Source organism: Desulfitobacterium nosdiversum (assembly GCF_049860565.1).
Classification (GTDB): domain Bacteria; phylum Bacillota; class Desulfitobacteriia; order Desulfitobacteriales; family Desulfitobacteriaceae; genus Desulfitobacterium_A; species Desulfitobacterium_A nosdiversum.
The window spans coordinates 1,904,693-1,918,805 of record NZ_CP172056.1 but is presented as its reverse complement, the minus strand read 5'-3'; the positions used below and the strand labels follow the sequence as shown (position 1 = coordinate 1,918,805).

Below are 14,113 nucleotides of genomic sequence, written 5' to 3'. Positions count from 1 at the left end.
TCATTTAATTTTTTCATTTAAACGGTTCATGCAATAGCTCGTATCATTGCACTGATACTGGGTTTCCCCTGTGGTCTCATTCTGAATTTCATCGAGAAAAACCCCCTGGGCCCCGCACAACCGGCAGGATTTATCCTGAAACGACTCAACCTCGAAGGGATAATCTTCAAAATCAAGGGAAACCACGCTTGTGTAGGGCGGAACCGCGTATATCTTCTTTTCGCGACCTGCGCCAAATAGAATTAACGCCTTGGAATGATTCAATTTATGATTATCGAATCTTGGAATAGGGCTGGGCGCCATAACATAGCGATTATGCACCAAGACAGGATGATCTGCTCCGGTTGCCATATTTCCGTAATTCATGATTTCTTCGAAAAGGATAAGCCAAGCCCCGCTATATTCTTGCTCAGCATGCAGCTTTTTGGTCTTAAATTCGCTTGGCTCATACGAACGCAGCGGTTCTGGCATTGGAACCTGCAGAACGAGAATCTGATCCTCCTGTAAGGGAACTTCGGGTATCCTATGCCTGGATTGGATAAGGGTTGCTGCTGAGGTCTCTTCGGTGATGGATATGCCTGTTGTTTCCGTAATTAATTTCTTAATATTCACTGCGTTTACCGATTCATCAGAACCCTGGTCAATCACTTTTAAAACATCTTCTTTTCCTACGAGGGAAAGCGTCAGCTGCAATCCGCCGGTTCCCCAACCTCTGGCAATCGGCATTTCCCGCGAGGCGAAAGGAACCTGATACCCCGGAATAGCAACCGCTTTGAGTGTTGCTCTGCGAATCTCACGCTTTGAACCTTCATCAAAAAAAGCAAAGTTATAATGTTTTTTCATTCTTCGAACTCCTCATTGGTTTTCCCATCCGCTCTTTTCCTTAATTTCCGAACACTGTCGAGCTTAGACTGAAATGTGACATAATGCGGTAATTTGAGATGAGAAATAAACCCTGACGCTTCCACGGAATCAATATGTAAAAGAACAAACTCCTCATTATGGGTTGGATACTCGGGATGGCCCGTTTCCAGACTGTTATCGAGGAGGCTCATCGCAATGGCTTTCGTTTCATTTTGTCCATAGCAGATTCCATAGCCAATCTCCAGCTCTAATTCTTTTCTCCCATTTCCTTTTTCAATCGCTTTCGGAAATAAGGTTTCAACTTCTGTCACTTTGATTTCTCCAATAAAATAAGCATCCTCTTCCTCATGCTCCTCATTAAACGGATTATCGACGCAGAGCGGTAAATTGCCGATTCTCAGCTCGCCAACATTCGGGTGGAGCGCACCATAGCTGCGCAATATGGCATAGCCTAGGGAAGTTACAGCTCCAGTTTGTCCCCGCGTTAAAATCTGCAGCCTGGCACTTCGGCTTGTCGGAAATTGGACGCTTTCTTTTGTAACATCAAACGGTTCCGTATCATCATCTTCACATGTGCGAATCAAGCCTTCTTTTCGCAGATAATCGATAACTTGAGTCAAATTATCCAACTCCACGAAATCCTTTGCCGGCGGATTATCCTGAATATAATCTGCCAACCAACGGGCTGTTTCCTCATCCGTTTCCTCGGTGAGACTGAAATCAATTAAGCGATGAGTATAGTCATAGGCTGCGCCTAGAATCTGTCCTCCCGGAATATCCTTAAAGCTCGCAGAAATTCTTCTCTCAACAAACATGTCCTCTGTATTGACGATGCGGGTGTAATGTTTACGCGGCAAAGTCGAACGATAGGCTCTAAGCAAAAATACCGCTTCTTCGGGACTTCCTTCTGCTTGCTTAATGGCAATTGAGGCCAATTCCTCACTGTAAAGACTGCTTTCAGACATAACTTGATCAATCAAGCAACGCATTCCGGCTTCGATCCTTTTGCAATCCAGGGTCATCCCTTTTTGAAGCCGCTCATATTTAAGCCTTTTAATGGATTCTTCAATCGCTTGAGTTCCGCCCTTTACAGCTACATATCCCATCTATCTAACCACCTGTTCAATTAGTGTCGTTCGGGGAAGACATAAAACATGATCCTGGGAATCGATTAAAATCAGGTCGATTCCCAAGGGATATTCCGCATTTTTTTCAGACCTTAGATCCATTAAGTTTTCAAAAGTATCGACTTTAATAAGCTGTTCCGTCATAATTCCCGGACCGGTAATTTTCAACTCTTGACCTGAATTCAAGGAGCTTGCTTCAATGATAAATGTTGCACCGCACTGAGGATTCTGCAGATTTCCAATGCTCGCCATTTTTAAGGCCATTTCTGCGTCTTTTTTTTCGGCATCATTTAGGATAAGGATGAAATCCGCTTCGTCCGCATTTGAAACTTGGGCGTAAGTCAACTGATTAATCAATTTAACCCATTCTTTCTCATGCTTTGAACAAACCTTAAATTTAATTTCAGTATCCAACAGCATTTGTATTAAAACTATGGTTGAGGGAAAACATCTGATCTCCAGCGAATTTTTCATTGCCTGTTCATGGATTGTGTTGATCTTACCCGGTTGAGACATCGAATCGAGAACCTGTCGATAAGCCTTTTGTATATCATGGACTAAATCCAGCCCCATCCGCTTCTCCCCCTCTTAAACATCCATTGTTTCAAAATTAACTTTCGTTTTTAAAACTTTGCTTGTAAACATTTCGTTCGCTTGGGCAATTACTTCCTCTGTGTGCTTTAACCCCTTCTCCCATGCTTCCGTTTCAGGAAGATTGGCATTATAAGCCGCATCAATAATTGCCAGACGATAGGCCCGCTCAGGCTCATTTCCTTTGATTATTCCAATCCCCAGCGAACCATTGATCATAACCTTACATTCGGTAATCAAGACCTCACCTAAATAAAAGAGACTGCTTTTCGCCTTTTCCCGCAGCTTGACCATAACGACACCATCATTGCTTTCTTCTACAACAATGACGTTATACTTTTCCAAAATTTCCTCGGCAAAATTCTCGGCAACCTCAGCGGAAGCTTTTATAAGAATCTCGGTTCTCTTTCGTCTGTTCATTGAATCAGCCTTCCTAATACATGGTGTTTCTTCACAAATAATGTTAACTTGTTGCCAAGTTGGGTACAGTTAAATTCTTGTAAATAGGGTTATGCTTCTGTAAATTTAAATTAAGATTTATGAGAAATATTTTTAAACCTAAAAAGGAGAACAGAAAATAAAAAAAGAAGAGAAACATCGCACGCGAAATAAAAATTTCAGCGTGTAAAGTTTCTCTTCTCATTATTAGGGGCTTTATAAAGAAGGTATAGTATACGAAAAGCAGTCACTGCGATAATATATTTTCCTGTACTCAAGTACCTTGCCGCTAATTTTATCTGTACAACCTGATTCCAGCACTAAAAACGGAATCAACTGGCTGCAATGAAAGAGAGAACGTTGAGATTTCGTTGGAAATGTAATGCTCAATATACTGGGTTTGGAGTTGAACTCCGTAAAGCCTCTGGTCTGGAAATAGTGAAACATAGAAGTAAGCTCCATTCCTACTTCATCAATATCAGCGAAAACAGACTTGGCAATATACGAAATATGAATCGCAATGGGCTGGTGATCAATCAATCGCAATCGTCCAACTTTATAGATGACATCATTCGCCTCAACTTCTAAGTAATCATAAATCTTTGGATTATATTTAATGGGTTTGCAAAACACATTTTTTGTTTGAAGATTATAGCCCTTTTCCTCCATTTTTTGTGTGAAGCTCACATCACCGGATAAGACCAATTCAATCTGCTGACTGCGATCTTTTACATAGCTTCCTTTGCCCTGTTTTTTATAAATAAAGCCTAATTCTTCAAGCCTTTCATAGGCTTTTCGGACTGTTATTCTTGGTACCTTAAACAGGTCAGTAATTTTATTCTCTGAAGGCAGCTTATCATGGGCTTTGTATTCTCCCGAAGCAATCTGAGCAATTAACCAATCGACTATTTCTACTTTCTGCGCCACAATATCCCTTCTCTCATATGTTTAACTATTTTCAGCTTACAACATATGGATTAAGGAACCATAAATAAAAGATTTAGTAATTGTTAAATCGAATAAACGCTTCTGAATAATAAATAATACCTATAAACTTACTGCTTTCTTCTAAAATACAAATAAGAAAGGATACATACAGGAGCGAAATAAGCACACCAAAATTCCAATACCAATATTCCAATTAAATCTCCACCAGCCATATCTGCTTTGAAAACTCCTAGCATTGGCAATATCACACAAGACACCGAGAAAATCCCATGAATTAATAGAAGTGCTTTTAGCCATTTGTCCGATTTAGTCGTCGCTTGAATTGTAAATGAAATAAAAAAAGTGGCTAAAGCCATAAAGGCATATCCTAACAAATCATAACTGAAAAACAGCCCGAAACTTTTATAATTCAATATTTGAGACGCTTGATTGCTGAGTTCCAGAAGACGTACCGCAGTTAGTTGTGCAAAATATACTACCATAATCAATACCGTATAAACGGCGGCAAAAGCTATGGCCGTATAACTAAAGGCTTTTGTTTCCTTTTCACTGTATGAAGCAAATGAGCAAATCATCGGAACAAATCCCCAAGCGATAAACATGCTTGAAATATAGCTTCCAAAATCACTTCCTATGATCATACAAAGCGCAAATCCAAGTACGGCCATTAAAGTTAAAACTGATGAGTATATTCCTATTTTCCTATTCAAACCCCTATAACCTCCAATCCACAAATTAATACTAATCCTTAAGTTTCTGTCCTTTATCTTCTTACTTCATCAAATGATTATTACAACATTTCCTGTTTTTTGCCCTGTTTCGACATACCGAGTGGCCTCAATAATTTGTTCCAATGGGTAACGTTTATCAATGATCGCTTTATAATTTCCCGCTTCAATAAGTTCTTTGAAGAATACTATATCTTCTTTACTGTCTTTTGGAATCGGAAACCTAACTTTTTTATTACTGAATAATGGAGTCAACAGTGCTAAAAAAATATTCTGATATAAAAATCCAAGTTCCGTTGAATAGTATACTCCCCCTGGCTTTAGCAATTTCTTACAGTGAAAAAACGAACTTTTACCAACAGCATCAATAACAACATCATACATTTCGTCATCTTCTGTAAAATCTTCTGTTGTGTAATTTACTACTTTTTCAGCACCGAGTGATTTAACTAATTCTAAATTCTTGGTACTGCATACTGCTGTAATTTTAGCACCATAATATTTAGCAAGTTGCACACATGCCGAACCAATAGATCCAGAGGCTCCATTGATTAAAATCTTTTGTACATTCTTAAAATCTATTCTTCTGATGTATGTCATTGCCAACATCATCCCGTCACAGACGGCAGCTGCTTCTTCATAGGACATATTTAATGGCTTAGTTGTGATTGAACCTGTTTCGGGTATACAAATATACTCCGCATGTGTTCCAAAATTAAAAGTGCTTAATCCAAAAACCTGATCGGCTGGTTTAAATGTTTTGACATCTTTACCGATTGCTTCAATCTCTCCAGCCATTTCACTGCCTAATATGTTTTTTTTGGGTCTAAAGAGTCCACTGATAAATCGAACAATAAGATATTCAGCTTTTCGAAATCCACAGTCTGTTCTATTTACGGTTGTTGCATGTATTTTTATGAGAACCTCGTTGTCCTTGGGAGTCGGTTTTTCTACCTCTTTGAGTTGAAGAACCTCTGGTGGACCATATTTCGCATATGTAATTGCTCTCATAAGAATCCTCCAATACTTCTTTGATTTGGATGATATCAACCCAATAATACTTCCGACATGATCATTACATCTAACGTCCCTTCATAATAATTACATTCAAAGTCCGTAATTAACCAGTTAAAATCTTTCTGTCTACCAGAATGCACTTCAATTACTAATCTGAGATTCGTGTAGTCTGGCGTTTATTCTCCGACAGCAGTATGGAAGTAATCTGGCAATTAACCGATCGACTATTGCGATTTCCTGAGCCACATTATTCCCTTCCCTTATATGTTTTATTATTTTCAGCATACAACATATGAATTAAGGAATTGTAATCAAAAGATTTAGAAATGATTAAATATGTCCGCATTGTCAGCTTACGTACTAAAGGTTTACCACATCGGATTATTTCCGTCCTAAAATCTCAACATAATTCTTTGTATGTTTAAAGCTTGTATCTAGTAATTAACACACAAAATACCTATGCCGAGTGACGATACTGTCCGGTGACAATATTGGACACACATATACCCAATAACAATCTTAATTGTGTGGCTCGAACGAGTGGAACCGACCCCAAATGATCTCTCAAAAAAAAGGTTTTTACGCCGTAAGTAAAGCAAAGAGACCATCTTTATCAGACGGTCTCCTTGCTTTACTTACCTGGCGACACGAAAGGCGGACGAGCCTTTCGCCACACGGCGTCCGCTGACGAATACTCCTGCCGTGTGGATATTACTCTCCCAGGAAGGCCGCGCTAATATGTATTCTCTTAAGTTGTAGCGCTGGCCGCGAAACAATTCACTGGATTGTTTCGTCTGCGGTCCAAGTAGGGCTGCGCCTCTTAGAATGTTTAACCAGCCATGGCGCTAGCCCAGAAAAGACACCCCATGTCTTTTCTTCTCAGCCCTGGAGGTCTTAACTTCCGTGTTCGGTATACGAAAAGGTATGGTATACCTTTTCGGCCAAGCCGCATACTTCAAAGAATGACTTACCGGCGCCGGATCGAACGGGTGGAACCGACCCAAAAAATTCACTTTCTAAAAAGAATCTAACAGAAGTTTTTTACGTAGTAAAAAAGCAAAGAGACTATCTTTATCAGATGGTCTCTCTGCTTTACTTACCTGGCGACGACTTACTCTCCCAGGACCCTGCGGTCCAAGTACCCTCAGCCCTGGAGGTCTTAACTTCCGTGTTCGGTATGGGAACGGGTGGAACCCCTCCGGCATTATCACCAGATCTTTTGAGTTTTCAGCTTTCGCTGTTCCCTCAAAACTGCACAGATTTTCGTTTCTTTTAAGTCTTTAGATTCTTCCGAAGTTACGGTTTTAGGTCAAGCCCTCGACCGATTAGTACCCGTCAGCTCCACACGTCACCATGCTTCCACATCGGGCCTATCTACCTGATCATCATTCAGGGGTCTTACCAGCTTGTGCTGTGGGAAATCTCATCTTGAGGTCGGTTTCGCGCTTAGATGCTTTCAGCGCTTATCCGATCCGGATATAGCTACCCAGCTATGCCTCTGGCGAGACAACTGGTACACCAGTGATCCGTCCATCCCGGTCCTCTCGTACTAGGGACAGCTCCTCTCAAATTTCCTGCGCCTGCGACGGATAGGGACCGAACTGTCTCACGACGTTCTGAACCCAGCTCACGTACCGCTTTAATGGGCGAACAGCCCAACCCTTGGGACCTACTACAGCCCCAGGATGCGATGAGCCGACATCGAGGTGCCAAACCTCCCCGTCGATATGGACTCTTGGGGGAGATAAGCCTGTTATCCCCAGGGTAGCTTTTATCCGTTGAGCGATGGCCCTTCCACTCGGTACCACCGGATCACTAAGCCCGACTTTCGTCCCTGCTCGACTTGTTGGTCTCGCAGTCAAGCTCCCTTCTGCCTTTACACTCTTCGCGCGATTTCCATCCGCGCTGAGGGAACCTTTGGGCGCCTCCGTTACTCTTTAGGAGGCGACCGCCCCAGTCAAACTGCCCACCTGACACGGTCCTCAACCCCGATTCAGGGGTCTAAGTTAGAATTTCAGTACAAAAAGAGTGGTATCCCACCGGCGACTCCACCAAGGCTGGCGCCCTAGCTTCTTAGTCTCCCACCTATCCTGTACATTTTATACCAAAATCCAATGTCAAGCTACAGTAAAGCTCCATGGGGTCTTTCTGTCCTGTCGCAGGTAACCCGCATCTTCACGGGTATTACAATTTCGCCGAGTCCCTCGTTGAGACAGTGTCCAGATCGTTACGCCTTTCGTGCGGGTCAGAACTTACCTGACAAGGAATTTCGCTACCTTAGGACCGTTATAGTTACGGCCGCCGTTTACTGGGGCTTCAATTCAAAGCTTCGCTTTGCAGCTAACCTCTCCTCTTAACCTTCCAGCACCGGGCAGGCGTCAGCTCCTATACTTCTCTTTTCAGATTAGCAGGAACCTGTGTTTTTGTTAAACAGTCGCCTGGACCTCTTCTCTGCGGCTCTATCTCTAGAGCACCCCTTCTCCCGAAGTTACGGGGTCATTTTGCCGAGTTCCTTAACGAGGGTTTTCTCGCGCGCCTTAGGATTCTCTCCTTACCTACCTGTGTCGGTTTGCGGTACGGGCACTCTCTTGCTCACTAGAGGCTTTTCTTGACAGCTTGGAGTCGGTTACTTCGCTACTTATTTTCGCTCCCCGTCACCTTTCAGGCTTATTCGCGAGACGGATTTACCTGTCTCACACCCTACGGGCTTGGGCGTGCTCAACCAACGGCACGCTTAACCTATCCTTCTGTGTCACCCCATTGCTACAAACGCTTAAGAGTGGTACTGGAATATCTGCCAGTTGTCCATCACCTACGCCTTTTGGCCTCGGCTTAGGTCCCGACTGACCCTGGGCGGACGAGCCTTCCCCAGGAAACCTTAGATTTTCGGCGGATGAGATTCTCACTCATCTTTTCGCATACTCATACCGGCATTCTCACTTCTAAACGCTCCACCCAACCTTCCAGTTGAACTTCTCTGCATTTAGAACGCTCCCCTACCCCTGTAGTAAAACTACAAGCCATAGCTTCGGTGATACGCTTGAGCCCCGTTACATTTTCGGCGCAGAACCACTCGACCAGTGAGCTATTACGCACTCTTTAAATGGTGGCTGCTTCTGAGCCAACATCCTGGTTGTCTGTGCAATTCCACATCCTTTTCCACTTAGCGTATACTTAGGGACCTTAGCTGATGGTCTGGGCTGTTTCCCTTTTGACTATGAAGCTTATCCCCCACAGTCTGACTCCCTACTTAAATTCTTGGCATTCAGAGTTTGATAAGGTTCGGTAACCTGGTAAGGCCCCTAGCCTATTCAGTGCTTTACCGCCAAGAATCATCAATAGAGGCTAGCCCTAAAGCTATTTCGGGGAGAACCAGCTATCTCCGTGTTCGATTGGCATTTCACCCCTACCCACAGCTCATCCCTTGCCTTTTCAACGACAGTGAGTTCGGGCCTCCAGTAGGTTTTACCCCACCTTCACCCTGGCCATGGGTAGATCACACGGTTTCGGGTCTACAGCATGTAACTTGTCGCCCTTTTCAGACTCGCTTTCGCTTCGGCTCCAGCTTCTCGCTTTAACCTTGCTACATACCGTAACTCGCCGGTTCATTCTACAAAAGGCACGCCATCACACCATAATAGTGCTTTGACTGCTTGTAAGCGTACGGTTTCAGGTTCTTTTTCACTCCCCTCCCGGGGTGCTTTTCACCTTTCCCTCACGGTACTGGTTCGCTATCGGTCGCTAAGGAGTATTTAGCCTTGGGAGGTGGTCCTCCCAGATTCCCACGGGGTTTCTCGTGTCCCGCGGTACTCAGGATACCCTCACAGCATTGCTTCTTTTCGCCTACAGGAGTGTTACCTTCTTTGCTCGACCTTTCCAGATCGGTTCAGCTAAGAATAAATGCTTAATAGAGGGTCCTACAACCCCAAACTCCGAAGAGTTTGGTTTGGGCTCTTCCCGTTTCGCTCGCCGCTACTCAGGGAATCGATTATTCTTTCTCTTCCTCCGGGTACTTAGATGTTTCAGTTCCCCGGGTTGTCCTCTTTAACCTATGAATTCAGTTAAAGATCGTTGGATATGACTCCAACGGGGTTGCCCCATTCGGGTATCCACGGATCAAAGCCTGCTTACGACTCCCCGTGGCATTTCGCTGTTAACCGCGCCCTTCTTCGACTCTTAGCGCCTAGGCATCCACCGTACGCCCTTAGTAGCTTGACCTAATTTTCTTTCCGCCACTTCGGTTTTCAATGAATCCTTTGACTTAAAATTGACTTTCTCTGTGCAGTTTTCAAAGAACAAATAAGAAACCATTTAAACTTCAAATCCAGTATTGAGCTGAACTCTTCATTTAATACTGGTCTCTCAAAACTAAACAACAAGTAGTTTGCACTCAAACAGCTCTTTTATCACAGATTACTCTGTGTTTTGCCTCTTCGGCTTGTGAGTCTTTCGACTCTTACCTAATCTCGAAATCGACTTTGCAGCTTCCTTCGATTTAGGATCGACCATAGGATAGTTAACTCTACTGAGTTAACGTGTCTCCTTAGAAAGGAGGTGATCCAGCCGCACCTTCCGATACGGCTACCTTGTTACGACTTCACCCCAATCATCGGCCCCACCTTCGACGGCTACCTCCTTACGGTTAGCTCACCGGCTTCGGGTGTTGCAGACTTTCGTGGTGTGACGGGCGGTGTGTACAAGGCCCGGGAACGTATTCACCGCAGTATGCTGACCTGCGATTACTAGCGATTCCGACTTCATGTTCTCGAGTTGCAGAGAACAATCCGAACTGAGACCGGCTTTCTCGGATTCGCTCCACTTCACAGCTTCGCTTCCGTCTGTACCGGCCATTGTAGCACGTGTGTAGCCCAAGACATAAGGGGCATGATGATTTGACGTCATCCCCACCTTCCTCCGGTTTGTCACCGGCAGTCTATCTAGAGTGCTCGCCACTACGCGTTAGCAACTAAATATAGGGGTTGCGCTCGTTGCGGGACTTAACCCAACATCTCACGACACGAGCTGACGACAACCATGCACCACCTGTCTCTCAGTTCCCCGAAAGGCACTCCCTTGTTTCCAAAGGATTCTGAGGATGTCAAGCCTTGGTAAGGTTCTTCGCGTTGCGTCGAATTAAACCACATGCTCCACCGCTTGTGCGGGCCCCCGTCAATTCCTTTGAGTTTCAACCTTGCGGCCGTACTCCCCAGGCGGAGTGCTTATTGTGTTAACTGCGGCACAGAGGGGGTCGATACCCTCTACACCTAGCACTCATCGTTTACGGCGTGGACTACCAGGGTATCTAATCCTGTTTGCTCCCCACGCTTTCGCGCCTCAGCGTCAGTTACAGTCCAGAAAGTCGCCTTCGCCACTGGTGTTCCTCCACATCTCTACGCATTTCACCGCTACACGTGGAATTCCACTTTCCTCTCCTGTCCTCAAGATTCCCAGTTTCCGATGCAGGCTTGGGGTTGAGCCCCAAGTTTTCACACCAGACTTAAAAATCCGCCTACGCGCCCTTTACGCCCAATGATTCCGGACAACGCTCGCCCCCTACGTATTACCGCGGCTGCTGGCACGTAGTTAGCCGGGGCTTCCTCCTTAGGTACCGTCATGTACCTACATTGTTCACATAGATACCGTTCGTCCCTAAAGACAGTACTTTACAACCCGAAGGCCTTCGTCATACACGCGGCGTTGCTCCGTCAGACTTTCGTCCATTGCGGAAGATTCCCCACTGCTGCCTCCCGTAGGAGTCTGGGCCGTGTCTCAGTCCCAGTGTGGCCGTTCACCCTCTCAGGCCGGCTACTGATCGTCGCCTTGGTAGGCCTTTACCCCACCAACTAGCTAATCAGACGCGGGTCCATCCATTATCGGTAGCATCTTCAGAGGCCACCTTTCCTTAAAAGCTGATGCCAGCTCTTAAGCGTATCCGGTATTAGCCCTCGTTTCCAAGGGTTGTCCCGGGTTAATGGGCAGGTTACCCACGCGTTACTCACCCGTCCGCCACTAAGAACTCGCTAAGCAAGCTTATTGAGTTCTCCGTTCGACTTGCATGTGTTAGGCACGCCGCCAGCGTTCGTCCTGAGCCAGGATCAAACTCTCCATAAAATTTATGAAGATATTTGATTGCTCAAATAATCTTTAACTCATTGACGAGTCATTGGCTGTTCCTTGTTGTTTAGTTTTCAAAGACCGACGGAACACGATGTTCCTAGTGTCGAAAGTGTCATGGATGACTAAGCTTTCGACCAACAATTTTTACTACATTCCACGCAAAAGTTTTATAAATTACATGAATTTAATAAATAATTTACATTGTTCTCACGTGGGTCTTCATTGTAGCAGATTGACTTTTGAAAGTCAATACTTTTTTGTCCGCTCATTTCTGAGCTGTCGGGACAACAGAACTCATTTTAACCCATTGATACATCCGTGTCAACCGTTAATTTTCCTATTTTCCCGAAAGTTCGCGGTTTTCTGTTTTAGCTTTATCCGCGACGCTTTGATATATTACCATGCTATATGAGTCATTGTCAACTAGTATATTTCAAAATTCTTTTTATTATGCACGTGGCATAGAAAAAGAGGGGCACAACCCCTCTTTTTAAGTCTTCTATTCTATTTCCTGAATAATCGGCAGGATCATCGGGCGGCGTCGAGTTTTTTCATAAAAATGCTTACTCAACGTATCCCTCACTTGTCCTTTTAATACAGCCCATTCAGTCACATGGCTCTCTCTTAAGCGTGCCATCGTCTGACGGACTTTTTCCTTAGCTTCGTCAAGCATAGTTTCAGATTCACGAACATAGACAAAGCCTCGCGTCACGACATCAGGTCCGGCAACAATGGCTCCAGTCGAACGGCTGATGGTCATAACGACAATCAGTATCCCATCCTGGGATAGCTGTTTACGATCTCTCAGCACAATGTTTCCAACATCGCCTATGCCTAAACCATCAATTAATATTTTCCCAGCCGTAACTTTTCCGGCAATGCTGGCCCCATGACGGGTGAATTCTATAATACTCCCGTTTTCAGCCAAGAAAATGTTGTCCTTAGGTATTCCTAATTGCTCAGCCAGTTGGGTATGTTTAACCAGCATACGATACTCACCATGTACAGGAAGGAAATATTGAGGTCTAACCATATTTAACATCAGCTTGAGCTCTTCTTGGCTTGCATGTCCGGAAACATGCACACCGTTGATCGATTCATAAATAACGTTTGCACCGAGCTTAAATAAATGATCAATTGTTCTCGCTATGGATTTTTCGTTACCGGGAATAGGGCTTGCCGAAATAATCACAGTATCACCAGGCTGGATTTCAACTCTACGGTGATCATTCATCGCCATACGCGTTAAAGCGGACATCGGTTCTCCTTGACTTCCGGTCGTTAAAATACACGCCTGGTTGCCAGGGAGATTGACGATTTCATCTACATCAATGAGCGTTCCCTCGGGAACATCAAGATAACCCAATTCTGAGGCAATGGCTACAACATTAACCATACTTCTTCCTACGACAGCAACTTTGCGATTCGTTTTATATGCGGCTTGAATCGCCTGTTGAATCCGATGAACATTTGAAGCAAAGCTGGCAATGATAATCCGGTCTTTGGCAACCCTGAACGATTCTTCGAACATTTCCCCGACTCTTCGTTCAGACATCGTAAACCCGGGGCGTTCAACATTGGTACTGTCCGACATTAAACAAAGTACGCCTTTGTCACCCAGCTCAGAAAACTTATGAATATCCAAGATATCACCCGTTACAGGTGTATGATCAATCTTGAAATCTCCCGTATGAACGATTGTTCCTAGCGGTGTATGAATAGCAATTCCTACCGAATCAGGTATACTATGGCTTACTCGTATAAATTCAATACGAAATGGTCCGAGTTTAATCATATCCCGGGGCTGAACGGCGGTAGCTTTGATTTGATTTAAATTGCTTTCCTTAAGTTTTGTTTGGATCAAACCTAAAGTTAACCGTGTCGCGAAAATAGGGACATCAAAATCTTTCAGTAAATAGGGTAACGCACCAATGTGATCTTCATGTCCGTGTGTAACTAATATCCCCAAAAGCATCTCTTTATGCTCAATCAGATACGAGTAATCTGGGATTACAACATCAATCCCGAGCATTTCATCGTCTGGAAAGGCCAGCCCAGCATCAATCAATACCATATGATTATCATAGCGGACTACAGTCATGTTTTTACCGATCTCACCTAATCCGCCTAACGGGATAATCTGGACCTTATGTTCTTTTGGCAACTATTAACACCTCCGTTAATTTTTTACTATTATTTTGTGACATTGTGCCAATTTAGGTTATAGCGTTTCATAAGACGCAACTAAAGACAACAAAACAACGAAATACCACACAAACACAA

The 14,113-nt window shown here is 44.1% G+C and carries 8 protein-coding genes and 3 rRNA genes; all 11 read right to left on the bottom strand.

Annotated features, from left to right (window positions below; genetic code table 11):
* Nucleotides 1-843: an alpha-D-ribose 1-methylphosphonate 5-phosphate C-P-lyase PhnJ gene (locus ACHOLT_RS09110; protein WP_425807423.1), complete on the bottom strand. Its 843-nt coding sequence runs from the start codon at nt 841-843 to the stop codon at nt 1-3.
* Nucleotides 840-1,970 carry a carbon-phosphorus lyase complex subunit PhnI gene (locus tag ACHOLT_RS09105; RefSeq protein WP_425807422.1) on the bottom strand — a complete coding sequence of 377 codons (1,131 nt, stop codon included), beginning with the start codon at nt 1,968-1,970 and terminating at the stop codon, nt 840-842. The genes ACHOLT_RS09110 and ACHOLT_RS09105 overlap by 4 nt, the downstream gene beginning before the upstream one ends.
* Complete coding sequence (gene phnH, locus ACHOLT_RS09100) at nt 1,971-2,564, bottom strand: phosphonate C-P lyase system protein PhnH (RefSeq protein ID WP_425807420.1); 594 nt, start codon at nt 2,562-2,564, stop codon at nt 1,971-1,973. It abuts the gene before it with no gap.
* Between the two features lie 15 nt (nt 2,565-2,579).
* Complete coding sequence (phnG, locus tag ACHOLT_RS09095) at nt 2,580-3,002, bottom strand: phosphonate C-P lyase system protein PhnG (RefSeq protein WP_425807418.1); 423 nt, start codon at nt 3,000-3,002, stop codon at nt 2,580-2,582.
* A gap of 234 nt (nt 3,003-3,236) precedes the next feature.
* Entirely contained in the window at nt 3,237-3,947 is a 711-nt protein-coding gene (locus ACHOLT_RS09090; protein WP_425807416.1) for a GntR family transcriptional regulator, read from the bottom strand.
* A 128-nt stretch (nt 3,948-4,075) separates the two neighbouring features.
* Nucleotides 4,076-4,636, bottom strand: a complete 561-nt coding sequence (locus tag ACHOLT_RS09085; RefSeq protein ID WP_425807415.1) for a hypothetical protein — start codon at nt 4,634-4,636, stop codon at nt 4,076-4,078.
* 111 nt (nt 4,637-4,747) lie between these two features.
* Nucleotides 4,748-5,707, bottom strand: coding sequence for an NAD(P)-dependent alcohol dehydrogenase (locus tag ACHOLT_RS09080; RefSeq protein WP_425807414.1), 960 nt, complete (start codon nt 5,705-5,707; stop codon nt 4,748-4,750).
* Nucleotides 5,708-6,811: 1,104 nt separating this feature from the next.
* Nucleotides 6,812-6,928: ribosomal RNA gene (gene rrf / locus ACHOLT_RS09075) — 5S ribosomal RNA — on the bottom strand.
* A 90-nt stretch (nt 6,929-7,018) separates the two neighbouring features.
* Nucleotides 7,019-9,931, bottom strand: a 23S ribosomal RNA gene (locus ACHOLT_RS09070).
* Nucleotides 9,932-10,260: 329 nt separating this feature from the next.
* Nucleotides 10,261-11,824, bottom strand: a 16S ribosomal RNA gene (locus tag ACHOLT_RS09065).
* Together the 16S, 23S and 5S rRNA genes form the textbook arrangement of a ribosomal RNA operon.
* Before the next feature lie 505 nt (nt 11,825-12,329).
* Nucleotides 12,330-13,994, bottom strand: coding sequence for a ribonuclease J (locus tag ACHOLT_RS09060; RefSeq protein ID WP_425807412.1), 1,665 nt, complete (start codon nt 13,992-13,994; stop codon nt 12,330-12,332).
* Between the last annotated feature and the right edge of the window lie 119 nt (nt 13,995-14,113).

Excerpts from the sequence above, each read along its gene's own strand:
- phnH (WP_425807420.1), bottom strand. The coding sequence starts at position 2,564 with ATGGGGCTGGATTTAGTCCATGATATACAAAAGGCTTATCGACAGGTT.
- ACHOLT_RS09110 (WP_425807423.1), bottom strand. The coding sequence starts at position 843 with ATGAAAAAACATTATAACTTTGCTTTTTTTGATGAAGGTTCAAAGCGT.
- ACHOLT_RS09080 (WP_425807414.1), bottom strand. The coding sequence starts at position 5,707 with ATGAGAGCAATTACATATGCGAAATATGGTCCACCAGAGGTTCTTCAA.
- phnG (WP_425807418.1), bottom strand. The coding sequence starts at position 3,002 with ATGAACAGACGAAAGAGAACCGAGATTCTTATAAAAGCTTCCGCTGAG.
- ACHOLT_RS09105 (WP_425807422.1), bottom strand. The coding sequence starts at position 1,970 with ATGGGATATGTAGCTGTAAAGGGCGGAACTCAAGCGATTGAAGAATCC.
- ACHOLT_RS09085 (WP_425807415.1), bottom strand. The coding sequence starts at position 4,636 with ATGGCCGTACTTGGATTTGCGCTTTGTATGATCATAGGAAGTGATTTT.